General features: G+C 65.0%; 19 protein-coding genes. 10 read left to right on the forward strand and 9 right to left on the reverse strand.

The features are described 5' to 3' along the window. Positions 1 to 24 precede the first annotated feature (24 nt). Positions 25 to 2,736 carry a TonB-dependent receptor gene (locus tag G5C33_RS12710; protein WP_165327556.1) on the reverse strand — a complete coding sequence of 904 codons (2,712 nt, stop codon included), beginning with the start codon at positions 2,734 to 2,736 and terminating at the stop codon, positions 25 to 27. A 403-nt stretch (positions 2,737 to 3,139) separates the two neighbouring features. Between G5C33_RS12710 and G5C33_RS12715 the strand changes: the two genes are divergently transcribed. From G5C33_RS12715 to G5C33_RS12725, 3 genes are all read left to right on the forward strand, one after another. Continuing rightward, entirely contained in the window at positions 3,140 to 3,730 is a 591-nt protein-coding gene (locus G5C33_RS12715; protein ID WP_165327557.1) for an EF-hand domain-containing protein, read from the forward strand. Between the two features lie 101 nt (positions 3,731 to 3,831). Further along, on the forward strand, positions 3,832 to 4,551 hold the full coding sequence (locus G5C33_RS12720; RefSeq protein WP_165327558.1) for a response regulator: 720 nt from the start codon (positions 3,832 to 3,834) through the stop codon (positions 4,549 to 4,551). Continuing rightward, positions 4,548 to 5,891 (forward strand): sensor histidine kinase, encoded by a 1,344-nt coding sequence (locus tag G5C33_RS12725; RefSeq protein ID WP_165327559.1) that lies wholly within the window; start codon positions 4,548 to 4,550, stop codon positions 5,889 to 5,891. Before G5C33_RS12720 ends, G5C33_RS12725 begins: the two co-directional genes overlap by 4 nt. A 33-nt stretch (positions 5,892 to 5,924) precedes the next feature. On the opposite strand, the gene ndk is transcribed toward G5C33_RS12725, so the two are convergent. Both ndk and G5C33_RS12735 read right to left on the reverse strand, forming a co-directional pair. Next, positions 5,925 to 6,347, reverse strand: coding sequence for a nucleoside-diphosphate kinase (gene ndk / locus G5C33_RS12730; RefSeq protein ID WP_165327560.1), 423 nt, complete (start codon positions 6,345 to 6,347; stop codon positions 5,925 to 5,927). A gap of 75 nt (positions 6,348 to 6,422) precedes the next feature. Then, the gene (locus G5C33_RS12735) at positions 6,423 to 6,860 is read right to left on the reverse strand and encodes a DNA polymerase III subunit chi (protein ID WP_165327561.1); all 438 of its coding nucleotides are present in this window, start codon (positions 6,858 to 6,860) and stop codon (positions 6,423 to 6,425) included. Positions 6,861 to 6,993: 133 nt separating this feature from the next. Here G5C33_RS12735 and G5C33_RS12740 point away from each other — a divergent pair, with 133 nt between their 5' ends. From G5C33_RS12740 to rsmA, 4 genes are all read left to right on the forward strand, one after another. Further along, entirely contained in the window at positions 6,994 to 9,309 is a 2,316-nt protein-coding gene (locus tag G5C33_RS12740) for an LPS-assembly protein LptD (protein WP_407698048.1), read from the forward strand. A 145-nt stretch (positions 9,310 to 9,454) separates the two neighbouring features. After that, the gene (locus tag G5C33_RS12745) at positions 9,455 to 10,780 is read left to right on the forward strand and encodes a peptidylprolyl isomerase (RefSeq protein ID WP_228275058.1); all 1,326 of its coding nucleotides are present in this window, start codon (positions 9,455 to 9,457) and stop codon (positions 10,778 to 10,780) included. A gap of 16 nt (positions 10,781 to 10,796) precedes the next feature. After that, positions 10,797 to 11,807 (forward strand): 4-hydroxythreonine-4-phosphate dehydrogenase PdxA, encoded by a 1,011-nt coding sequence (gene pdxA, locus G5C33_RS12750; RefSeq protein ID WP_165327563.1) that lies wholly within the window; start codon positions 10,797 to 10,799, stop codon positions 11,805 to 11,807. Continuing rightward, a complete protein-coding gene (gene rsmA, locus G5C33_RS12755) occupies positions 11,804 to 12,622 on the forward strand; it encodes a 16S rRNA (adenine(1518)-N(6)/adenine(1519)-N(6))-dimethyltransferase RsmA (protein WP_165327564.1) in 819 nt (272 codons plus the stop codon). The genes pdxA and rsmA overlap by 4 nt, the downstream gene beginning before the upstream one ends. A 132-nt stretch (positions 12,623 to 12,754) precedes the next feature. Here rsmA and G5C33_RS12760 read toward each other — a convergent pair whose 3' ends face one another. The 6 genes from G5C33_RS12760 to G5C33_RS12785 all read right to left on the reverse strand — a co-directional run bounded on the left by G5C33_RS12760 (position 12,755) and on the right by G5C33_RS12785 (position 18,833). Beyond that, a complete protein-coding gene (locus G5C33_RS12760; protein ID WP_165327565.1) occupies positions 12,755 to 13,267 on the reverse strand; it encodes a tetratricopeptide repeat protein in 513 nt (170 codons plus the stop codon). Between the two features lie 32 nt (positions 13,268 to 13,299). Further along, positions 13,300 to 14,484, reverse strand: a complete 1,185-nt coding sequence (locus G5C33_RS12765; protein WP_165327566.1) for an RsmB/NOP family class I SAM-dependent RNA methyltransferase — start codon at positions 14,482 to 14,484, stop codon at positions 13,300 to 13,302. A 191-nt stretch (positions 14,485 to 14,675) separates the two neighbouring features. Further along, positions 14,676 to 16,067, reverse strand: coding sequence for an alkaline phosphatase PhoX (locus G5C33_RS12770; protein WP_228275059.1), 1,392 nt, complete (start codon positions 16,065 to 16,067; stop codon positions 14,676 to 14,678). 55 nt (positions 16,068 to 16,122) lie between these two features. Next, positions 16,123 to 17,580: an IMP dehydrogenase gene (guaB, locus tag G5C33_RS12775; protein ID WP_165328855.1), complete on the reverse strand. Its 1,458-nt coding sequence runs from the start codon at positions 17,578 to 17,580 to the stop codon at positions 16,123 to 16,125. A gap of 62 nt (positions 17,581 to 17,642) precedes the next feature. Then, on the reverse strand, positions 17,643 to 18,014 hold the full coding sequence (locus tag G5C33_RS12780) for a ribosomal maturation YjgA family protein (RefSeq protein WP_165327567.1): 372 nt from the start codon (positions 18,012 to 18,014) through the stop codon (positions 17,643 to 17,645). Positions 18,015 to 18,017: 3 nt separating this feature from the next. After that, complete coding sequence (locus G5C33_RS12785; RefSeq protein WP_165327568.1) at positions 18,018 to 18,833, reverse strand: HpcH/HpaI aldolase/citrate lyase family protein; 816 nt, start codon at positions 18,831 to 18,833, stop codon at positions 18,018 to 18,020. A 52-nt stretch (positions 18,834 to 18,885) separates the two neighbouring features. On the opposite strand from G5C33_RS12785, the gene G5C33_RS12790 reads away from it, so the two are divergent. The 3 genes from G5C33_RS12790 to G5C33_RS12800 all read left to right on the forward strand — a co-directional run bounded on the left by G5C33_RS12790 (position 18,886) and on the right by G5C33_RS12800 (position 22,292). Beyond that, a complete protein-coding gene (locus G5C33_RS12790; RefSeq protein ID WP_228275060.1) occupies positions 18,886 to 19,851 on the forward strand; it encodes an SPFH domain-containing protein in 966 nt (321 codons plus the stop codon). Then, positions 19,851 to 20,309, forward strand: a complete 459-nt coding sequence (locus tag G5C33_RS12795; RefSeq protein ID WP_165327569.1) for an NfeD family protein — start codon at positions 19,851 to 19,853, stop codon at positions 20,307 to 20,309. The genes G5C33_RS12790 and G5C33_RS12795 overlap by 1 nt, the downstream gene beginning before the upstream one ends. 162 nt (positions 20,310 to 20,471) lie before the next feature. Then, entirely contained in the window at positions 20,472 to 22,292 is a 1,821-nt protein-coding gene (locus G5C33_RS12800; protein WP_228275061.1) for a DUF885 domain-containing protein, read from the forward strand. The last annotated feature ends 3 nt before the right edge of the window (positions 22,293 to 22,295 follow it).

Below are 22,295 nucleotides of genomic sequence, written 5' to 3' on the forward strand. Positions count from 1 at the left end.
ACCATGCCGGTCCCGGGCGGAAGCTCAGAAGCCCGCGCGCAGCGTGATCCCATAGGTGCGCGGTTCGGCGAGATAGGCCGAATAGGTCTGCTGCGAGGCAACGAACGGCGTGTTGAACGCGACCTGCGTATAGTCGACGTCGAACAGATTCTGGCCCCAGAACTCGATCGCCCAGCGGTCATCGGGCCCGCGAATTCCGATACGACCGTTCACGAGCACATAACTGTCCTGTTCCTTGCCGTAGAGCAGGTCCGAACCCGTGTTGTAATCGTCCACTGCGCGGGCATTCAGATAGAACAGGCCGCGCAGCCCGCTGCTGCCCAGTTCGGGCATCCACGACATCGAGGCCGTCGCGACGATTTCCGGGGCATTGGAGAGATTGTCGCCCGGCAAAAGGCGCAGCGCCGGATCAAGCGGCGCGCCGTTATCGGTGCCGACCAGATCGTCCTCATAATGGGTATCGGCATAGGTGATACCCATCGTGAAAGTCAGATCGTCGCCCGGTCGCAACGTGCCTTCCAGTTCCACACCCTGCGCGATCACCCCGGCGGTCACATTGTCGGCCGCGCAGATGCCGGTGGCCGGATCGGCATCCTGATCGGCCATGCCCAGACTGCTGCTGCAGCCGTTGATGTTCTGCACCAGGAAAACCGAGCCGTTGAAGGTGTTGAGCTGGAAGTTGCTGAACTCCTGTCGGAAGCCGGCGACCGTCAGCATGAAATCGCGTGTCGCGTATTTGGCGCCGATTTCGAAGGCATTGACGGTTTCGGCATCGAACTGGAGATTTGCGGTGGAGCCCGTCACCGCAGGATTGCCCACCAACGGGCTCGCCTGCAGGGCAGAGCGGTCAAGATTGAACCCGCCCGCTTTGTAGCCGCGCGAATAGCTGCCATAGACCATCAGATCGTCGGTCGGGCGGTAGGAGACCACTGCCGTTCCGGTGAACTCGTCCTCGCTGCGGCTGTCCGCAAGCGAAAGCCCATCGATTTCGGACGTCGAATTGCCCTGGCACGACAGCGAGATGATGCCGCCGGCGAGCGGGGCAAGCGGCGTCGCGAGCAGCGAGGAAAGCAGCGCGCGATTGGTGGGGCATACCGTATTGTCATTGCCGAAGGTCGCGTCGAAATCCTTCGTCTCGTTCGTGTAACGCAGCCCCAGCGTGATATCGAAGCGATCGGTTACATGAATGATATTGTGCGTGAAAATCGCGAAATTGTTGCTTTCCTGATTGTAGACGTCGCGGGTCGAGCCCAGGTCGTTGAGGGTCGCGAGATTGTCCAGGCCAGCCCAGATCAGCGGCGCAGCGGGACCGAAGGACGGCGCCACCAGCGCCCGCCCACCGGCGCTGATACAGCCCGAGCTTGAGGGCGAGGCCAGCGCCGGATTGATGGCATTTACGATGCGGCAGGGCGCGAAGGCACCGTAATCATCGCCGAAGCGCAGGTTGTCGCGCGTCTCGAGCTTTTCATTGGCGTAATAGCCCCCGACCAGCCAGTCGAGATGCCCGTCAAAGGCGGCGCCCTGAAGCCGCACTTCCTGACTGAAGGTCTTGAACGCGCGCGCCATGCCGTCTTCGTTCGGTGCGCGATAGAGAATATCGACCTGGGTATAGTCGGCATCCGACCCCTGATAGTTCGAGTATTCGCGATAGGCCGTGATCGACGTCAGGTTGATATCGCCCATCGTCCAGTCGATCTGCGCCGAAATGCCGTAATCCTTGGTCTTGCCGGCAAAGGAGCGACCCGACGTGACATAGATGTCGCGATCGTAGGTGCTGCCGGTGAGTCCATCGGGATTCTGCCCGAGCGCAAGCAGGATCGGGATGATCGGGTTGGCGGTGCTGGTAAGCGAAGGCGACCCGGTTACCGGCATGGCATAAGGGTCCAGTCCCGGACTGATCCGTGCGAGCGGGGCGGAATCGGTCTGGACGAACGTTGCCGCACAACAGCTTTCGTTCTTTTCCGAATAATCGCCGATGATCCGCACCGACAGGTCGACATTCGGTTCGAACAGCAGCTGCCCGCGCACCAGATAGCGATCGCGATCGTTGATGTCGGTGTCGTTCACGACATCGTGATAGAAGCCGTCACGCTTGAAATAGACGCCGTCGATACGGGCAGCGAGCGTTTCGCCCAGCGGCGCATTGATCCCCGCCTCGCCGCGAATGGCTTCGAAATTTCCGTAGGTAAACGCGCCATAGCCGGTGAAATCGAATTCCGGGGGAGCCGTGAAGATGCTCAGCAGCCCTGCCGAACTGTTGCGGCCGCCCAGCGTGCCCTGCGGCCCGCGCAGCACCTCGACACGCTCGATCGGGCCGAGTTCGCCCAGCGCATTGCCGCTGCGCGAGCGATAGACACCGTCGATGAACACCGCGACCGAGCTTTCGAGTCCCGGATTGTCTCCTACCGTGCCGATACCGCGAATACGCGCCGAGCCATTGGCTTCGTTGCCGGTCGAGGACACGAGCAGCGACGGCGCGAGCTGATTGAGTTCGCGAATATCATTGGTGCCGCTGTCGGACAGCTGCTCGGCCGATACCGCGGAGATGGCGACCGGCACGTCCGCCAGCACCTGCGCGCGCCCCTGGGCCGTAACGACAATCTCCTGACCGAAAACCGAAGCGTCGCTCTCCATGTCTTGGGTCGATGCGGCCTGCTGCGCCTGAGCATGCGCCGGAACGGCGAGCGAAACAATCACGGCCGGCACCGCACATGCCGACAAAAGGCGATATCGCATTATCCTCTCCTCCACTTGGCCGGAACGCTTCAGGTTCCGCACCTCAAACTCGAATACACTATTTACACGAAGGAACGTCAAGCGTGGCGAAGATTTGAATTTCCTGAAAAACTGCGATGTTGCGGAAATACCATAGCCGATTTCCTGCAGTGCAGCAGAATCGGACACCCTCTCTTGCAATACCGAATATTTGAATTTGCTGCTTCGCGGCATATTTCGCGAATAAAAGCCACTGGGAAAGCGCCGTCCCACCGGCGGTTCGAGGCCGTAACCGGAACGCTGCTACATTTTGCGACAGTTTTCGGCGTTGCTGACATATGTTCGCGACAGCCTTGGCGCAGAAATACATCCGTCGCCGGAGCCCCCCCCTGCTCCGGTCGACACGCGAAATTAGGAGCAGAAGATGACCTTTCCCAAATCCCTGATCGGATCCGCACTCGCGGCGACCATGTTGTCAAGCGCCGGCATCGCCTTCGCACAGGATGCCGCCCCGCCGCCGCCCCGCCCGGGCATGATGGCCGATGCGAACCAGGACGGCGTCGTCACTCGCGAAGAAATCGTAGCGAGCGTCGAAAGCCACTTCGCACGGGTCGACACCGACGGCGACGGGCAGATCAGCGCCGAGGAACGCGTCGCCGCACACCAGGCAATGCGCGCGGAACGCCAGGCCCGCCGCGAGGCGCGCCGTGCCGAGCGCGCCGAAAACGGTGACATGCCCGGTCGCGGAAGGCATGCCCGGCGCGGCCATCACGGTCGGCACGGCCCGGGTGGCGAAGGCCGCATGATGTCGCGTATGGATGCCAATGGCGACGGCATTGTAAGCCTCGCCGAAGCCACGGATATGGCGCTCAAGCGCTTCGACATGGTCGATGCGAACAGCGACGGCCGCATCGACCGGGCGGAACGTCAGGCGATGCGCGAGAAGATGCGCGAACGCATGATGGAGCGCCGCCATCGCCAGGGCCCGCCCGCCGGCGCACCGGAAGCCGAATAAGACCGCGCCCTCCCCGAACCGAACCGGTGCGGGTTGCCGGGTGGGCCGCCCCCTGCCCACCCGGCGCTTTCGTCACCACTTGGATATGCTAACGCCCGATCATGTCCGAACAGCCTCACCTCCTCCTCGTCGACGACGAGCGCTCGATCCGCGAACCGCTTGCGCAATATCTCTCCAAGCAGGGATTTCGCGTGACCCAATCCGGCGATGCGGAAAGCGCGCGTGCACGGCTCAATGCCTATGCGATCGATCTCGTCATCCTCGACATCATGATGCCGGGTGAGGACGGGCTCAGCCTGTGCCGCCATATTCGCGCGACCAGCGAGACGCCGGTAATCCTGCTGACGGCAAAAAGCGAGGAAACCGATCGCATCGTCGGACTGGAGATGGGCGCCGACGATTATGTGGTCAAACCGTTCAGCCCGCGTGAGCTGACTGCACGTATCAAGGTCGTGCTGCGCCGGCTTGCCGCCGGCGGCACGCGTCAGCACGGGCCCGAGGCCGGAAGCTACTGCTTTTCCGGCTGGGTACTGAAGACCGACGAACGTTCGCTGATCGATCGCGAAGGTGTTTCGGTGCCGCTTTCGACCGGCGAATATAACCTGCTGCACGCGCTGGTGACGCGTCCGCGCCAGGTGCTGACGCGCGACCAGCTGCTCGATCTTACCAAGGGCCGCGAAGCAGCAGCGTTCGATCGCGCGATCGACAATCAGGTGAGCCGGCTGCGCAAGAAGATCGAGGCCGACCCGAAAAACCCCGCAATCATCAAGACCGTCTGGGGCGGTGGCTATACGCTTGCCGCCGAGGTGACGCGGCTGTGAGGCGCTGGCGCCTGCCCGGCAGCCTGCCGGGACAAATCGCCCTGCTGGTCGCTATCGCCCTGTTCCTGGCGCAGGCAATCAATTTCACCTTGCTCTACCGCGAACGCCAGCAGGTTCGCTTTACTGAAATCATCCTGCCGTCGGTGACGCGCATCGTCGACGCCGCCGAACGGGTTTCAAGCGACCGATTCGACCGGGTTGGCCGGTCGCGCGTGCAATTGCGCCCACTCAACCCGATCGATCCAGGACTGCCCCGACGCGGCGACGTCGAAACGGCGATCGCCCGAGGGCTTGCCGATGCGGATGTGCCGGCAGGCAGGATCGTCACAGGCTTGCGCGACATTACGCCGGACGACCCGCGGCTTCGCCACATGAACCCGACACGGGCAAAGCGGATCGTGCGCATGGGCGGCGAACTGCAGATCGCCGTCGAAATTCCCGGTCGGGGCTGGCTGACACTACGCGCGCCCTGGCCGCGGACCGAGCGCGGGCTGATCTTTCAGCTGCTGATCCAGACGCTGATCCTGTACGCAGTCGTGCTGCTGCCAGTGCTCTGGGCTGGTCATCGAATCGCCAGGCCGCTCAATTCGCTGGCCCATGCGGCCCGACACTTCCGCCCCGGCGAGCCCGCCGACCCGGTCGAGGAGCACGGCCCCAGCGATGTGCGCGCAGTGATTGCGGCATTCAATGCGCTCAGCCTGCGCGTAAACGCGATGATCGACGAGAAGGATCAGATGCTCGGGGCGATCGGCCATGACCTGCGCACGCCGTTGGCCGCGCTGCGGGTACGGATCGAATCGGTCGAGGATGAGGAAGATCGCGCGAAGATGGCCGATACGATCGACGAGATGAACCGGACGCTCGACGACATATTGTCGCTCGCCCGGCTCGGTCGGCCCAGTGAACCCGCCACCGACGTCGATCTGGCGGCTCTGCTCGACGCAGTCGTCGATGATTTTCAGGATCTGGGCGCCGATGTGACGTTCGAGGAAGCGGCGCGGCTGACCATGCGGATGCGGCCATCGCTGATGCGGCGCGCGATTCGCAACCTGATCGAGAACGCCATAAAATACGGCGATGGCGCGCAGGTACGGCTGCTGCCCGAAGCGCGCAGCGTGCGCATCGAAGTATCCGATCGCGGCCCGGGTATACCGGACGATCGCATCGCACAGGTATTCGATCCCTTCACGCGGCTCGAAAGTTCGCGCAACCGGGGAACCGGCGGCATCGGGCTGGGCCTGGCACTCGCGCGGGCGATCGTCCGTGAAGCCGGCGGCGAGATCACGCTGGCAAATCGCGATGGCGGCGGACTGACCGCCACCATCATCCTGCCTCGATAGCAAACGCCCTCCCGCCCGGGAGGGCGTATTGCCTCAGCCGACGATTTCTTCGGGCTTGAAGAAAAAGTCGATTTCGATCTTGGCGTTCTCGGCCGAATCCGAACCATGAACCGAATTGGCTTCGATCGATTCCGCATAGGTCTTGCGGATCGTGCCTTCGGCGGCGTTTTCGGGGTTGGTCGCGCCCATCACTTCGCGGTTGCGGGCAACGGCGTCTTCACCCTCGAGCACCTGCACGACCACCGGGCCGGAGGTCATGAAGGCGACCAGATCGGCGAAGAAGGGACGCTCGCGATGAACGCCGTAAAAGCCTTCTGCCTGCTCGCGGGTCATCTGGATGCGCTTGGAAGCGACAACGCGCAAGCCAGCGTCTTCCAGCATCTTGGTGACCGCGCCGGTGAGATTGCGGCGGGTTGCATCGGGCTTGATAATCGAAAAGGTCCGGGTCGCGGCCATGGCCGTGCGGCTCCTGTGATTGGATTGTGGAAAAGTCGCGTCCCCCTAGTCCTCGGGGATGCGTGATGCAAGCCGTTATGCCGCCTGTTCCCAGCCGCTTTCGGTCTGCCGCCAATAACGCCGCTCAACACCATCGCGGCCGGCCAGCCCCTTCCAGGCGGCGCGCGCCGCGACGATGCTTTCCTCCGAGAAGAAATGAAAGGCGCGATCGAAACCAAGCGCCGCATCGCGCCATTCGCCATCGACGATCGCAATGTTCCGCGCGCCATTGGCGGAAGTGACATCGCCGGCGATCAGCACTGGCTGGAGCGAATCATCCGCGCGCCCCGCCTGCCCGTGCGGCAGGAAGCTCTCGGCCGACCAGGTCCACAGGCTCGCGTCGAGCCGGTTTCGCGTCGATTCGTCGCTCGCCACCACCAGCAGCCGGGCATCCTGCGCAAGGAGGCGCCCGGCGATTTGCGGCAATACCCGGTCTATCGGCGAACGCGTTAGATGATAGAAGTCGACCTGCATCGCATCGTCCTAACCTGCGGCAGGACGCTCCGCCAGCGTGTCGGCGGGGCGTTGCGATACGAGGCGTCCGGTGCGATAGGGCCGGTTCGCGTGCATCGCGCGCGTCGCAAGTTGCAAAGGGGTAAGCGTTTCCGTGACGCGCAAGGCACTGTTGCTATCGAGTGCGCTTCCGCTGACATTATGTCTGGCGAGCGGCGCGCATGCGCAAGATGCAGGCCGTGCGGATTCGGACGGCATAGAAACGCCCGCGCCTGCCTTCGACCGCCAGCCCGCACAAGGCCCGGACCTGCAGGATCGGGCCGTCGATCCGCCGCCCGCCGCGCAGCCCGCATCGCAGCAGGATGCCGAGGAACTGGCGTTCAGCGCGGAAGAGCTGTCCTACGACTATGAAGCCGATATCGTCACAGCCAGCGGCGATGTGCGCCTGCGCCGCCAGAGCGATCGCCTGCGCGCCGACAGCGTCACCTGGAATCGCAAGACCGGCGAAGTCGTCGCCGAGGGCAATATCGTCGTGGTCAATGCCGAAGGCGACCGCGCCTATGGCGACAGGATCGAGCTCACCGACACGCTGAAGGATGGCGTTGTAGAGAACATGCTGGTCGTGCTCGAGGCCGGCGGCCGGATCGCCGCCCAGCGCGGCGAGCGAACCGACGGAATCATCACGGTTCAGAACGCCGCCTACACGCCGTGCGACGTGGTCGATACGGAAGGATGTCCGAAGGAGCCGTCGTGGAAGATCACTGCGGATCGCGTGGTCTATGACCCCGATGTCGGCCGCATCCGCTATCATGGTGCCCGCGTTTCAGTATTCGGCATCGCTTCACTGCCGCTTCCGGCATTCTCACACCCGGTCGGCGGGCGCAGCGATGATGGCCTGCTTGCGCCCGAGATCAGCTATAACCGCACCAACGGCCTGCAGCTGTCGGTGCCCTATTTCGTCTCGTTCGCGCCCGATCGCGATCTCACCATTACGCCCACGGTCTTCTCCACCGTCGCGCCGATGCTTCGCGCCGACTATCGCGAGTTGAACGAACTGGGCAGTTTTCGCATCACCGGCTACGGAACCTACAGCCGGCGCAGCGACGATCTTACGGTACCGCTGACTCCCGCCACGTCGACCAACGACTTTCGCGGCTATCTGGACATTCTCGGCAATTTTCAGCTCGACCCGCACTGGTCGGTAAGCAGCTCCGTGCGGCTAAGCACCGACCGCACCTTCCTCCGCCGCTACGATATTTCGCGCGACGATCGGCTGCGCAACAATCTGCGCGTCCAGCGCATCGACCGGTCTAGCTACTTCGCCGTCAACGGCTGGGCCGTGCAGACCCTGCGCGTGGGCGAACTTCAGGGGCTGCAGCCGATCGCCTTCCCGGAGATCGACTATCGCCATCGTTTCGACGCCCCGCTCGACAGCAAGATCGAAGCGCGGGTGAACACGCTCGCGCTGACCCGCACCGACGGACAGGATACGCAGCGCGCCTTTGCTTCGGCACGCTGGGATCTGCGGCGACTGACTTCCTGGGGCCAGGAAATCACGCTCACCGCCTATGGCCGCGGCGACGTCTACAACGCCAACGATACCATCGCGACCACCGTGGAAAGCTATCGCGGGACCGAGGGGGTACAGGCACGGGCCGTCGGCGCGGTCGCGCTCGACATGCGCTGGCCGCTGGTCGGGCCGGCATTTGGGGGAACGCAGCGGATCACGCCCCGCTTTCAGGTCGTCGCGGCACCTGAGATCAAGAATCTCGCGGTTCCCAACGAAGATGCCCGCGCTGTCGATCTGGAGGATTCCAACCTCTTCGCGCTCAACCGTTTCCCCGGCTATGACCGCTTCGAGGATTCGACGCGCTTCACCTGGGGCGTCGAATATGCGCTCTATCTTCCCGGCTTTTCTATCGACGCCAATATCGGTCAGAGCTATCGACTGACGTCGCGCGAAACGCTGTTTCCCGACGGCACCGGCCTTACCGATCGCGTGTCCGATTTCGTCGGCCGGACGGTGGTTCGCTATCGCGACTTCATTTCGTTCACGCACCGCTTCCGCATCGACAAGGACAATCTGGCCTTTCGCCGCAACGAAGTCGATGCCACGGTCGGTTCGCGCGCCACCTATGTCCAGCTCGGCTATCTGCGGCTCAACCGCGATATCGGCCCGGCGCTCGAGGATCTGCAGGACCGCGAGGAAGCACGGGTCGGCGCCCGTGTGCAGGTTTCGCGATTCTGGTCAATTTCGGGATCGGTCCTGGTCGACCTCACCGACCGGAACGAGGATCTCCTCTCCAATTCCGACGGGTTCGAGCCGGTGCGCCACCGTCTGGGCTTCCTCTATGAGGATAATTGCCTGCGGCTCGGCGTCACCTGGAAGCGCGACTATCAGACCACTGGCGACGCGCGGCGCGGAAACAGCTATCTGTTGACCTTTGCATTCACCAATCTTGGCGGCTAATCGGAATTCAGGACTGCGGCGGACGCGGTCCGCCCGCTCAGCCTTGGTTCAGGCACATTTGCTCATTAAAGGCGCCCATTCTGCGGATGATGATGAGGTTCTGGTTCTCGTGAAACGCGTTGCGAAGGTGGCTCGAATGGGCCGCATGGCCTTGCTGGCCCTGGGTCTGTTTGCGCTTGTGCCGGCTGCGTCGGCACAAACCGTTCCCGACGAAGACGTTGCCTTGCCCACCAGCGGGCTGGACCTGCCGTCGGACATCCAGCTGTTCGGCGAAGCAAACCCCGACGTTCGCAAGCCCACCGCGATCGTCAACGATACGGTGATCACCGGTACCGATGTCGATCAGCGCATCGCCTTCGTCACCACCGTCAACAATTTCGAACTGAGCGACGATGATCGCCGCCAGCTGCGGCTCCAGATCCTGCGTCAGCTGATCGACGAAACGCTGCAGATCCAGGCGGCCGAGGCGGCGAAGATCGAAATCGGCCCGGACCAGATCGATCAGTATTTCGCGGCCTATGCCCAGCGGAATTTCAATCGGACGCCGGAGGAAATGACCGCATGGCTGACGTCGATCGGTTCGTCGGCGGCTTCGGTGAAGCGGCAGATCCACGGCGAAATCGCATGGCAGCAGCTGCTCCGCCAGCAAGTGCATGTGAACGTCAGCGACGACGAAGTCGCCGCCTGGCTGAAGCGACTCGAGGATGCGCGCGGCACCGAGGAATATCACCTCAAGGAAATCTACATCTCCTCCAACACGCCGGAGCGCGAACGGCAGGTTTCGGCCGCATTCCAGCAAATGGCCGAACAGATGCGCAACGGCACCCCGTTCGAAGTGCTCGCCCAGCGCTATTCCGAAGCGACGACCGCGCCGCTCGGCGGCGACCTGGGCTGGGTGCGCGCCGGCATGGTTCCGCAGCCGCTGGCCGAAGCCGCCCGGAACATGCAGGTCGGCCAGATCGCCGGCCCGATCGATGTCGGACCGGGCTATTCGCTGCTCTACCTTGTCGACAAGCGTAAGGTGCTGACCGCCGACCCATCCGACGCCCGGCTGAGCCTGCGCCAGATGACGATCCGCTTCCCGGCCGGCACCACCGAAGCGCAAGCATCTTCGCAGGTGGCCGCTTTCGCCGCGGCGACAGAGGAAATGCGCGGCTGCGGCGATGTTGCCGCCACTGCCGACGCGATCGGGGCCAGCGTGGTCGACAATGATTCGATGCGGATTCGCGAACTGCCGCCGCAGCTGCGCGAGATCGTCGGCAACATGCAGGTGGGGTCTTCCACGCAGCCGTTCGGCTCGCTCGACGACGGCGTGAGCGTTCTCGTCCTTTGCGGTCGCGACGATCCGAGCGAACCGATCCTCCCCTCGGAAGATCAGGTCCGCGACCGGATCGAGCAGGAACGCACGTCGCTCCGGGCGCAGCGCATGCTGCGCGACCTGCGGCGCGACGCGCTGATCGATTACCGTTGAGCGGGAGCGGCTGGCAATGATCCGGCCGCTGGCAGTGGCGATGGGCGATCCGGCCGGAGTCGGCCCGGAAATCATCGCCAAGGCGTGGAATGCGCGCCAGCTCCATTCGCTGGCGCCGTTCTTCGCGGTGGGCGATATTCGGTCGGTGCAGCGTGTCTGGGACGGCCCTGTGATCCGCATCGACGATCCCGCCGACGCCGCCGGGCACTTCGCCGATGCGCTCCCGGTCCTGTCGATCTGTGACGCCGGAGAAGTGACGCCCGGCCAGCCGAGCGTCGCGGGTGCCCGATGCGCGCTGCAGACGCTCGAAATCGCCTGCGGCCTCGCCCGATCGGGAGCCGCCGGGGCGCTGGTGACCGGCCCGGTGTCGAAGGCGCAGCTCTACGATGTCGGATTCGTCCACCCCGGGCAGACTGAATTCGTCGCCGAAAATTGTGGCGTTTCGACCGAAAATGCCGTGATGATGCTCGCCGGGCCGACGCTGCGCGTCGTACCGATGACGGTGCATGTTGCCTTTGCCAAAGTGCCCGAGCTGATCTCGATCGACCTCGTGCTGACCAAGGCGCGGGTCACGGCACGCGGCCTGTATCGCAATTTCGGGATCGAGCGGCCGCGGCTTGCCTTTGCCGGGCTCAATCCGCATTCGGGCGAAGGCGGCGCGATCGGCCGCGAGGAAATCGAAATCCTCCAACCCGCCATCGCACAGCTCCGCGATGAAGGCATCGACGCGGTCGGCCCCTTTGCGGCCGACGGCATGTTCCATGCCCGCGCCCGGGCCGGCTATGACGCCGCGCTGTGCCTTTATCACGATCAGGCGCTGGTCCCGATCAAGACGCTGCATTTCGACGAGGGCGTCAACATCACGCTGGGGCTTCCCATTGTCCGCACCTCGCCCGATCACGGCACGGCCTTCAACATCGCCGGCACTGACCAGGCCGAGCCGGGCGCGATGATCGCGGCGATCCGCATGGCCGCCAGTGCCGCCCAGCACCGCACCGATGTGAACACCACGGCGGGAGCGGCGTGAGCGACCTTCCGCCGCTGCGCGAGGTCATCCGCCGGCACGGGCTGAGCGCCAGCAAGGCGCTGGGCCAGAATTTCCTGTTCGACGAGAAGCTGCTCGACCGGATCGCGACCGTGCCCGGCAATATCGCCGGCGCAGAAGTGTTCGAAGTCGGTCCCGGTCCGGGCGGCCTCACGCGCGCCCTGCTCCGGGCCGGAGCGCAGGTGACGGCGGTCGAGCGCGACCGGCGCTGCATGCCCCCGCTGGCCGAGCTTGCCGAAGCCTGGCCCGGCAAGCTGACCGTCATCGAGGGCGACGCGCTGGAAATCGACGCGCCGTCGCTGTTCACCGGCAAGCCGCATATCGTCGCCAACCTCCCCTATAATGTCGGCACCGCACTGCTGGTGCGCTGGCTTTCGGCGGCGTGGATGCCGTGGTGGCAGAGCCTGAGCCTCATGTTCCAGCGCGAAGTCGCCGAACGGATCGTCGCTGCTCCGGGCAGCGACGCCTATGGCCGGCTGGCGGTGCTCGCCCAGTGGCGCGCCACCGCGAAGATCGCGATGCCGGTGCACCGCTCCGCCTTCACACCGCCGCCCAAGGTGATGTCGGCGGTAGTCCATATCGTGCCGCGGCCCGCGCCGCAGGGCATTCGCCTCGACCGGCTTGAGGCGCTGACCGCCGCCGCATTCGGCCAGCGGCGCAAGATGCTCCGCCAGAGCCTGAAACCGGTCCCCGCCGCGATCGCCGCGATGGACGCGGCCGGCATCGATTCGAGCCGCCGCGCCGAAACCGTCACCGTCGCCGAATATGTCGCGCTGGCCCGGATATTGTCGGACTAGCGCGCCGCTTCCGATCCGTTCGCGCCGAGCTTGTCGAAGCGCCGTATTTCCCTTTACCACCGCCGAAACAGCAAGAACGGCCCTTCGGCAAGCTCAGGGCCAACGGCGTTTATCGACTGACGACGGTGTCCCTTACTGCGCCTCTTCCGGGGTGGCCGCATCGTTCGCGGCAGTCGCATTGGCGGCGGGCGGCGGTCCCTTGGCGATAGCGGCGGCCAGACGGTCGCCCTCGGGGCAGGAGCCGCTACCGCAGATCTCGCGGACATTGGCCAGCACTTCGTTCGCCTTGTCGATCGCGCCCTTCTGTACCAGCGCCTCGCCTTCGCCGCGCATTGCGACGGTATCGTTCGGATCGAGCGTCAGCGCATCGCGATAATAGCGGATCGCCTTGCCCGGCAGGCTGCGCGCGCGGGCGATATCACCCAGCACGATGAACGCCTCGGCATTGCGCGGATCGACGACAAGCGCGGTTTCGAGCGAATCGATCGCTCCGCCAAGATCGCCCGCCGCCTGCGCCGCGCGGCCCTGCTGCAGCAGAGTCATCGAACGCGGATCGATCTGATCGTCGGCGCGCTGGCCGTAGAGCGATGTCGATACCGACAGGGCGACAAGGGCAATGGCGACAGAAATCGTCGTGAAACGCATCAAAATCTCCGCTGGTGTGGCACGTATCGCTATCATGGCCGGCGCATCATCGCGACAAAAAAGCCGTCGGTCGAGTGGGACAATGGTGTCAGCCGCACCCCTTCGCCGCGCGGATCGCCGATCGGCAGGCCCGGCCGCTCGATCCGCCATTCGGGATGCGCCGCATGAAAGGCCGCGATCTGATCGGCGCCCTCGGCATCGAGCAGCGAACAGACGATATAGACGAGCGCTCCGCCCGGCCGCACCAGCCCCGCCCCGAGCGAAAGCAAGTGCGCCTGGGTCTGCGTCAGCTTTTCCAGCCGCTGCGGCGTCAACCGCCAGCGTGCCTCGGGATTGCGCCGCCAGGTGCCGGTGCCCGAACACGGCGCGTCGATCAGGACGAGATCGGCGCGATCCGCCCAGCCGTCGAGCGCCTCATGCTCGCGACCGGGATCGAACAGCCGCGTCTCGGCGATGCTCACCCCTGCCCGCTCGGCGCGCGGGGTCAGTCGTGACAGGCGCCCCCGATCGACGTCGCAGGCAAGGATATTGCCATGATTACCCATCGCCGCGGCGAGCGCGAGCGTCTTGCCGCCGCCCCCCGCGCACAGATCAATCACCTGCATCCCCGGCGCCGCTCCGGCGGCGAGCGAGACGATCTGGCTGCCCGCGTCCTGAACCTCGAACCAGCCGTCGCGATAGTGCGGTGCTTGATCGACGCGCGTGTCAGGCGGCAGCCGCAGCGCATCGGGCGCGAATTCAAGCGGCCGCGCATCGGGCAGCTCATGGATCAGATGTTCGCGCTCCCCCTTCAGCCGGTTGACGCGGATGTCGAGCGGTGCACGTTCGAGCAGTGCCGCCTGTTGCGCGTCGTCCAGCCCCGACGCCGCGAGCGATTCGATCAGCCATTTCGGCGCCACACCCGCGCTCGCCACCGGCTCATCCTCGCCGATCTGCGCGGGGCCGTAGCCCGAGCCGTCGAATCCCTCCGCCAGTTCGGGCCGCTCGCGAACCAGCGCAAGCATCGCCGCGCGTCCGGTTTCGGGCCGTTCGCCGCACAGGCGGATGACATCGTACACCAGCTCGCGGATCGCGCGCCGATCCTTCGATCCGGCATAGCGCCGCCCGGCGAACCAGCGTGCGATGATCGTATCGGCCGCCGCTCCGCCGTCGCGCGCGGCGACGATGATCGCGTCGAGCAGCTCGATCGCCGACTGGATTCGGGCAGCGGGCGTCATTGGCGGTTTTCCGTGCGAAGTTCGCACCGGGTCGCGACGTAACACGCGTGCGCGCGCTCCCGCGCACGCGCGCACGCGAGGAACGGAGTCAAATCGGCGCGATGCGATGCAGGGAAAACGGGAGCGGCCATCCCCCTCCCAAAGCAGACGAAACCCTACATTGAAAGGGGCAGGACGATCCGCCCGTCGATTCAGCCGGGGAAGCGCCCCCACGGCCCGGTGATCGCCAGCGTCTTTCCAGGGCTGTAGGCATTTACGAACATCGTGCTGCCATCGGGCGAGAAACAGGCGCCCGCAGGCTCTGTTTGCACGCGCAACCGCGCGAAGGGATAGACGCGACCCTCGGGCGTCACGCCGCGCAGGTGATTGTCGACGATCGCGGTATATTGGTCTTCACAGACATAGAGATGGCCGTGCGGCGCAACGACGATGTTGTCGCCGAAATTGAGCATTGCGCCGTCGGTCGATTCGACGAACAGCTGGAGCCGCCCCGGCGCCTCGCGCTCCTCGGCTCTCCCCTCGAAGGTCGACGGACGATAGCGCATGATCTGGCTCAGCTTCGCCGCGCCTCCCGAAGTGCAGCAGAAATAGAATTCGCCATCGCCGTAATGGATACCCTCGCCACGGGCGAAGCGCACCGCACCGGCCGCATTGCCGCGTTTGCGCAGATCATCGTCGGGGCTGTCGGTGCCGTCGAGGTCGATCCAGCGGGCATCGGCCCATTGCCCGACACCGAGCACTACTTCGCTCCAGTTGCGGCTGTCGCTACCCAGAGCCGGATCGACAAACGCCAGCGCCTGCAGTTTCCCGCCCCGGGCAAGCTGCCCCGGTACGAGCGGAAGGAAACGGTAGAACAAGCTGTCGTCGCGATCCTCGGTCAGATAGACGATCCCGGTGCGCGGATCGACCGCAGCCGCTTCGTGATTGAAACGACCGAGGTCGCGCAGCGGCACCGCGTCGACGCGGCCGGGCGCGGTGGCGGGTACTTCGAACACCCAGCCATGATCCCTGCCCAGCCCGTCACCGGCACGCGAAACGTCTTCCTCGCAGGTCAGCCAGCTTCCCCACGGCGTTACGCCGCCCGCGCAATTGCGGATCGTGCCGACCAGGCTGAGGTGCTGGCGCTCGACTCTGCCGGACGCGAGGTCATAGACCAGTGTGGTGGTGCCGCCGGGCAGCCAGACGCCGTCGGCGCCGCGATCATATCCGGCGCCCTCCCCCGCCCGCGCAATCGCATCGGCAAATGCGCCGGTATCGCCGTGATGCGGCTTGAGTTCGTGGTTGCGGACCAGCGCGACCTTGCCGCCGCCCAGATCGAACGCGCCCATACCGTCGCAGCGATCGGGAACGCGCAGGCCATCGTCCATCGGATCGCCGAAGGACGAAATAACCCGATAGGAAAAGCCCGGCGGAAGATCGAGCAGCCCGGCGGGATCCTCCCGCAGCGGACCATAGCCTTCGGACAGCGCCGTCGCGGAACCGCGCGACGCCGCGCATCCGCTCAGCGCCAGCCCGGAAAAGGCAAGCGAGGTGAGACCGAAAGTGAAGCTGCGTCGTCCAAGGCGCATGGCGTGATGTGTCATCGCGCCGCCCTATGCGCCGAATAAGTCGGTTCGGTTACGTTCGGGCTGCCCGCGATCAGCGCGTCGGGTAATTGGGCGCCTCACGGGTGATGGTGACGTCATGGACATGGCTTTCGCGCAATCCCGCGTTGGTGATCCGCACGAACCGTGCCTTTTCGCGCAGCTCGGGCAGCGTCGGCGCGCCGACATAGCCCATCGCCGCCTTCACCCCGCCGACCAGCTGGTGGATCACGTCGCGCGCCGGGCCTTTATAGGGAACCTGGCCCTCGATCCCCTCGGGAACGAGCTTGAGCTGATCCTTGATATCCTGCTGGAAATAGCGGTCAGCCGAGCCGCGCGCCATCGCGCCGACACTTCCCATGCCGCGATAGCTTTTATACGCACGGCCTTGATACAGAAAGGTTTCTCCTGGCGCTTCCTCGGTGCCCGCGAGCAGCGACCCGACCATCACGGTCGATGCGCCCGCCGCCAGCGCCTTGGCGATGTCACCCGAGGTGCGCAGGCCGCCATCGGCGATCACCGGCACGTCGTGGCGGAACGCCTCCTCGGCGGTTTCCATGACGGCGGTAAGCTGCGGCACCCCGACGCCCGCGACGACGCGCGTCGTGCAGATCGAGCCCGGGCCGATGCCGACCTTCACGCCGTCCGCGCCCGCACCGATCAGCGCCTTGGCCGCCTCGCCCGTCGCGACGTTGCCGGCGACGACCTGGACGTTGTTCGAAAGCTTCTTCACGCGCTCGACGGCACGCGCCACGTCCTTGTTGTGGCCGTGCGCGGTGTCGATCACGATCAGGTCGACTTCGGCGTCGACCAGCGCGGCGGTGCGCTCATAGCCCTTGTCGCCGACCGTGGTAGCGGCGGCGACGCACAGGCGGCCCGCGCCGTCCTTGGTCGCGCTGGGATAGAGGACCGCCTTTTCGATGTCCTTCACCGTGATCAGGCCGATGCAGCGATAGTCCTTGTCGACCACCAGCAGCTTTTCGATGCGCCGCTGATGGAGCAGGCGGCGCGCCTCTTCCTGGCTGACGCCGGCCGATACCGTCGCCAGATTTTCGTGCGTCATCAGCTCGGAAACCGGCTGTTGCGGGTTTTCGGCGAAGCGCACGTCGCGATTGGTGAGGATGCCCACCAGCTTGCCGTCGGGCTGGGTGATCGGAATGCCGCTGATCCGGTTGCGGTCCATCAGCGCCTGCGCCTCGGCAAGCGTTCCCGAAGGCGCCATCGTGATTGGATTGACGACCATCCCGCTTTCGAAACGCTTTACCTGGCGCACCGCGTCGCATTGTTCGAGAATCGAGAGATTGCGGTGAAGCACGCCGATCCCGCCCAGCTGCGCCATAACGATCGCCATGTCGGCTTCGGTGACGGTATCCATCGCCGAGGAAAGAACCGGGATGTTGAGCGCCAGATCCTTCGTCACGCGCGTCCGCGTGTCCGCCATGCTGGGCACCACTTCGGATTCGCCCGGATAGAGAAGGACGTCGTCGAAGGTGAGGCCGTAGGGGATTTCCATGAGGTGCCAGCTATCCTGAGTCGGAGATTGGCGGTCCATGTAACCAAGGGGCGAAAGTTGCGCTAGGGGAATGTCGCGCGAAGCCGTTCGACGAGCAGCGCCGCGAGCGTGCCGGCGGTGTAGGCGATCAGGTCGCGCCAGTCATAGTGCGAACCGATCACCACACGCCACGGCGAACCGCGCGCAAGGCCGAGCATATCGGCGAGCCCCAGCAGCTGGCCGAACTCGATGGCGAAGGCGATGGCGAGCGCCGACAGCGCCGCAGCGCGAACGCCGATCGGCAGGATCGCGCGCAACCCGAGATAGACGAGGATGACCGCCAGCACATCGCCGAGCAGCGGCCGCACGAAGGCGTCGCGAACGTAAAGCGCGATCAGCACTTCCACCGCGAAGATCAGCAGCGCCGCGAGCGCATAGCCCGGGCGAAGGCGCATTGCCTATCGCTCCGCGCGCGCCAGCAGCTGCCGCGCCTGCGCGACATGCATCTCCTCGATCATCCGGTCGCGGAACCGCTCCGCCCCGCCCTTCGCCGCCTCGACCAGCGCACGCGCTTCCTCCAGTTCCTCCTGCGTCGGCGAGAAGGCGTCGCGCGCGGGAACGATCTGGTTGGGATGGATCAGCGTCTTGCCGTCGAAGCCGAGCGCCCGGCCCGCATGGCATTCGGCGCGCAGCCCCTCGGCATCGTCGAGCGCATTGTACACGCCGTCGAGCGCCCAGGCATCGCCAGCACTCGCGGCGAGCACGATCATCTGCAGCGAAAGCAGCAACCCCGCGCGCGAAGAGGACGCCGGAATGCCGATCTCCGCGCGCAGATCATTGGTGCCCGCGATCAGGCCGTGGACATGGGTCCGCGCGGCAATGTCGCGCGCGCCGAACACGCCAAGCGGGGTTTCGATCATCGTCAGCAACGGCTTCATCGTCACCGAGAAGACATTATCGACCGACTTCACCGTCTCCGCCTTGGGCACGACGATATAGTCGGCGCTCGTCGTCCGCATCGCGATCATGTCGGGGCCGTGATGCGGCGTGGTCTCGCCGTTGATACGCACCGCGACCGGCTTGCCGCCAAAGCCTTCGGCCAGCGCCTCGGCGGCGGCCTCGCGCGCGCTTTCCTTGTCTTCGGGCTTCACTGCGTCCTCGAGGTCGAGGATGATCAGATCGGCGTCGAGCGTGCGCGCCTTGGCGAGCGCACGCGGATTGGATGCCGGAAGAAACAGCGCGGTGCGCGGCGCGATTCGGGTTTTGGTAGCCATAGCCGCTACCTATGCTAGCAAGAGCGGACGAAATCGAGAGGGAGTCGAGGGAATGGACGCGTTAATGACCTTGCTGGTGTTCATTGCCGTGCTGGTGGTCCTCTACCTCTTCTTCAGCGTGAAGATCGTCCGCCAGGGCTATCAATATACGATAGAATATTTCGGCCGGTACACCGGAACGGCAACGCCCGGCTTCAATTTCTTCCCTGCCTTCCTCTATCGCGTCGGCCGCCGCGTGAACATGATGGAGCAGGTGATCGACATTCCGGGGCAAGAGATCATCACCAAGGACAATGCGATGATCCAGACCGACGGCGTCGTGTTCTTCCAGGTGCTCGACGCCGCCAAGGCCGCCTATGAAGTCTCCGATCTCTACGTCGCACTGCTCAACCTCGCGACGACCAATTTGCGCACCGTGATGGGGTCGATGGACCTCGACGAGACGCTGTCCAAGCGTGACGAGATCAACGCGCGGCTGCTTTCGGTGGTCGATCACGCGACGACGCCCTGGGGCGTCAAGATCACTCGCGTCGAGATCAAGGACATCCGCCCGCCGACGGACATCGTCAACGCAATGGCGCGGCAGATGAAGGCCGAGCGCGAGAAACGCGCCAACATCCTCGACGCAGAAGGCGACCGGGCGTCGCAGATCCTGCGCGCCGAAGGGCTCAAACAGTCCGCGATCCTCGAAGCCGAGGGCAAACGCGAAGCCGCCTATCGCGAAGCCGAGGCACGCGAACGCGCCGCCGAAGCCGAAGCCAAGGCGACTCAGCTGGTCAGCGAAGCGATCACTTCGGGCAATGCCCAGGCGATCAACTATTTCGTCGCGCAGAAATATGTCGACGCGGTCGGCAAGTTCGCGACTTCGCCCAATGCCAAGACGATCCTGTTCCCCGTCGAGGCGACACAGCTGATCGGCACGCTGGGCGGGATCGGCGAGCTGGCCAAGGAAGTCATGGGCGACAATGTTTCCCCCACCCCGCCCAAACGCCGCGGGCCTTTCGCACAGGACGAGTGATGGACTGGATCAACGATGCCGGGCTCTGGTGGTTGATCGCGGCGGTGGCGCTGGCGGTCACCGAATTGATGGTGCCGGGCGTCTTTCTGATCTTCCTTGCCGTTGCCGCTGCGATCACCGGCGCGATCACGCTGTTCTTCCCGGAGCTGTCGATCGGCGGCCAGCTGATCGGCTTTGCCGCATGGTCGGCGGTGACGGTGGCGATCGGCAAGCGCTGGTATCGCGACTATCCGGTCGAGACGAGCGATCCGATGCTCAACGATCGCGTCGCGCGGCTGATCGGACAGACGGTGACGGTGGTGACGCCGATCGAGGGCGGTCAGGGCCGCGTGCGCGTCGGTGACGGCGAATGGTCCGCGCTGGGTGCCGATGCGCCTGCGGGCACGCATGTGAAGATCGTCGGCACGCGGGACGGCTCGCTATTGGTCGAGCCGATGGAGATGCTAGGGTCGGAGTAGATCAGGATCGCCACTCGAGTTCCTCCCCTGCAAGGGGAGAGGGACCATGCGCAGCATGGTGGAGGGGTGAAGCCACAAGCGATGCGTGCGAGGCCAATACCCCTCCACCGATTCGCGGTTCCCCTCCCCCTCCGGGGGGAGGAACTAGCTTGGAGATACGAATTGCTCACCACCACTCGCCGTTCGTTGCTCGCCGGTGCCAGCGCCAGCATTCTCGCCGGAACGGTGCCGGCCCGCGCCTTGGCCGCGCCGCAATCGGCCGATGACCGGGCGCAGGCGCTGATCGATGTCGTCGCCGAACGCTATCTCGACCTGTTCCCCGAAAGCGCGACCTATCTGGGCATCGACACCGAAACGCGCGCGAACAAGAAATTCGAGCTGACCGACCGCAGCCCCGAAGGGCGCGCGCAGGTCGCCACCACATTGCGCGAGGATATCGCGACGCTGTCGCGGCTCGACATGGACGCACTGTCCTCGACGATGCGAGTCAATGTCGATGTCGCGAAGACCGCCTATGGCCTCGCGCTCGACGGGCTCGACTTCGCCTATGGCGACGTGTCGGTCGGCGGGTGGCGCAATTCGCCTTATGTCGTCGTCCAGAATGTCGGCGCCTATCTCGATATTCCGCAGATGCTCGACAGCGATCACAAGATCGAGCGGCCCGCCGATGCCGATGCCTATCTCGCCCGGATGCGCGAATATGCCGATGCGCTGGACGGCGAGACCGAGCGGCTGAAGATCGCCGAGGGCGAAGGCGTGGTCGCCCCCGACTTCCTGCTCGACAAGGCGCTGTCCTCGCTCGCCATCGCGACCGACGGCGATCCGGCGCAATGGGGCATCGTGACATCGCTCGCCGGGCGGACCGAAGACTATCCCGCCGATTATGCCGGTGCGGCCGAAGTGATCGCGCGCGAAGCAGTCGCGCCCGCGCTCGAACGCCAGATCGCCGAGCTCAAGCGCCACCGCGCACAGGCGACCAGCGATGCGGGCGTGTGGAAATTCCCCGACGGCGCGGAATATTACGCCTGGGCGCTGCGCGCGGGCACGACGACGACGATGACACCTGACGAGGTGCATCAGATGGGCCTCGATCAGGTGGCCGAGCTGCACGGGCAGATGGACGCGATCCTCAACAAGATCGGCTATACGAGCGGGAGCGTCGGCGAGCGGATGGTCGCGCTCGCCAAAGACCCGAAATATCTCTTCCCCGAAGGCGATGAAGGCCGCGCGGCGATCCTCGCCTTTGCGCGCGAGACGATCGGAAACATGCACGACAAGATGCCGCAGGCGTTCAACACGCTCGTCCCCGGCAACTGGGAAGTGAAGCGGATGCCGCTCGAGGCAGAGCCGGGCGCGCCGATGGCATATGGCGGCGCGGGGACGATCGACGGGTCGGTACCCGGGCGGATGTGGCTCAACCTGCGCAATCCGCAGATGTTCACGCGCTATTCGCTGCCCGATCTCTGCTTCCACGAAGCGATTCCGGGCCATGTCTGGCAGGGCGAATACAGCTTCCGCCTGCCGCTGATCCGATCGCTGCTGGCGTTCAACGCCTATAGCGAAGGCTGGGCGCTCTATGCCGAGCAGCTCGCCGACGAACTCGGCGCCTATGACGATTTCGAAGTCGGGCGACTGGGCTATCTCCAGTCGATCGCGTTCCGTGCGTGCCGTCTCGTCGTCGACACCGGGCTGCACGCCAAGCGCTGGACGCGCGAGCACGCGATTCAGTGGTTCCACGAAACCAACGGATCGGGGCTCGACGAGGTCACCAGCGAAGTCGAACGCTATTGCAGCTGGCCGGGTCAGGCATGCGGCTACAAGGTGGGCCACAGCGAGATCAACCGCCTGCGCGCCAAAGCCAAGGCGGAGATGGGCGAACGCTTCAGCTTCAAGGATTACAACGACGCGGTGGTGACCAGCGGCAATGTGCCGATGACGGTGCTGGGGCGCGTGGTGGACCGGTATATCGGGGGAGATAAATAGCGA

Source organism: Sphingosinithalassobacter tenebrarum, assembly GCF_011057975.1.
Classification (GTDB): Bacteria; Pseudomonadota; Alphaproteobacteria; order Sphingomonadales; family Sphingomonadaceae; genus Sphingomonas; species Sphingomonas tenebrarum.

Excerpts from the sequence above, each read along its gene's own strand:
- G5C33_RS12710 (WP_165327556.1), bottom strand. The coding sequence starts at position 2,736 with ATGCGATATCGCCTTTTGTCGGCATGTGCGGTGCCGGCCGTGATTGTT.
- G5C33_RS12715 (WP_165327557.1), top strand. The coding sequence starts at position 3,140 with ATGACCTTTCCCAAATCCCTGATCGGATCCGCACTCGCGGCGACCATG.
- G5C33_RS12720 (WP_165327558.1), top strand. The coding sequence starts at position 3,832 with ATGTCCGAACAGCCTCACCTCCTCCTCGTCGACGACGAGCGCTCGATC.
- ndk (WP_165327560.1), bottom strand. The coding sequence starts at position 6,347 with ATGGCCGCGACCCGGACCTTTTCGATTATCAAGCCCGATGCAACCCGC.
- G5C33_RS12735 (WP_165327561.1), bottom strand. The coding sequence starts at position 6,860 with ATGCAGGTCGACTTCTATCATCTAACGCGTTCGCCGATAGACCGGGTA.
- G5C33_RS12745 (WP_228275058.1), top strand. The coding sequence starts at position 9,455 with ATGGCCTTGCTGGCCCTGGGTCTGTTTGCGCTTGTGCCGGCTGCGTCG.
- pdxA (WP_165327563.1), top strand. The coding sequence starts at position 10,797 with ATGATCCGGCCGCTGGCAGTGGCGATGGGCGATCCGGCCGGAGTCGGC.
- G5C33_RS12760 (WP_165327565.1), bottom strand. The coding sequence starts at position 13,267 with ATGCGTTTCACGACGATTTCTGTCGCCATTGCCCTTGTCGCCCTGTCG.
- G5C33_RS12765 (WP_165327566.1), bottom strand. The coding sequence starts at position 14,484 with ATGACGCCCGCTGCCCGAATCCAGTCGGCGATCGAGCTGCTCGACGCG.
- G5C33_RS12770 (WP_228275059.1), bottom strand. The coding sequence starts at position 16,067 with ATGACACATCACGCCATGCGCCTTGGACGACGCAGCTTCACTTTCGGT.
- guaB (WP_165328855.1), bottom strand. The coding sequence starts at position 17,580 with ATGGAAATCCCCTACGGCCTCACCTTCGACGACGTCCTTCTCTATCCG.
- G5C33_RS12780 (WP_165327567.1), bottom strand. The coding sequence starts at position 18,014 with ATGCGCCTTCGCCCGGGCTATGCGCTCGCGGCGCTGCTGATCTTCGCG.
- G5C33_RS12785 (WP_165327568.1), bottom strand. The coding sequence starts at position 18,833 with ATGGCTACCAAAACCCGAATCGCGCCGCGCACCGCGCTGTTTCTTCCG.
- G5C33_RS12790 (WP_228275060.1), top strand. The coding sequence starts at position 18,886 with ATGGACGCGTTAATGACCTTGCTGGTGTTCATTGCCGTGCTGGTGGTC.
- G5C33_RS12795 (WP_165327569.1), top strand. The coding sequence starts at position 19,851 with ATGGACTGGATCAACGATGCCGGGCTCTGGTGGTTGATCGCGGCGGTG.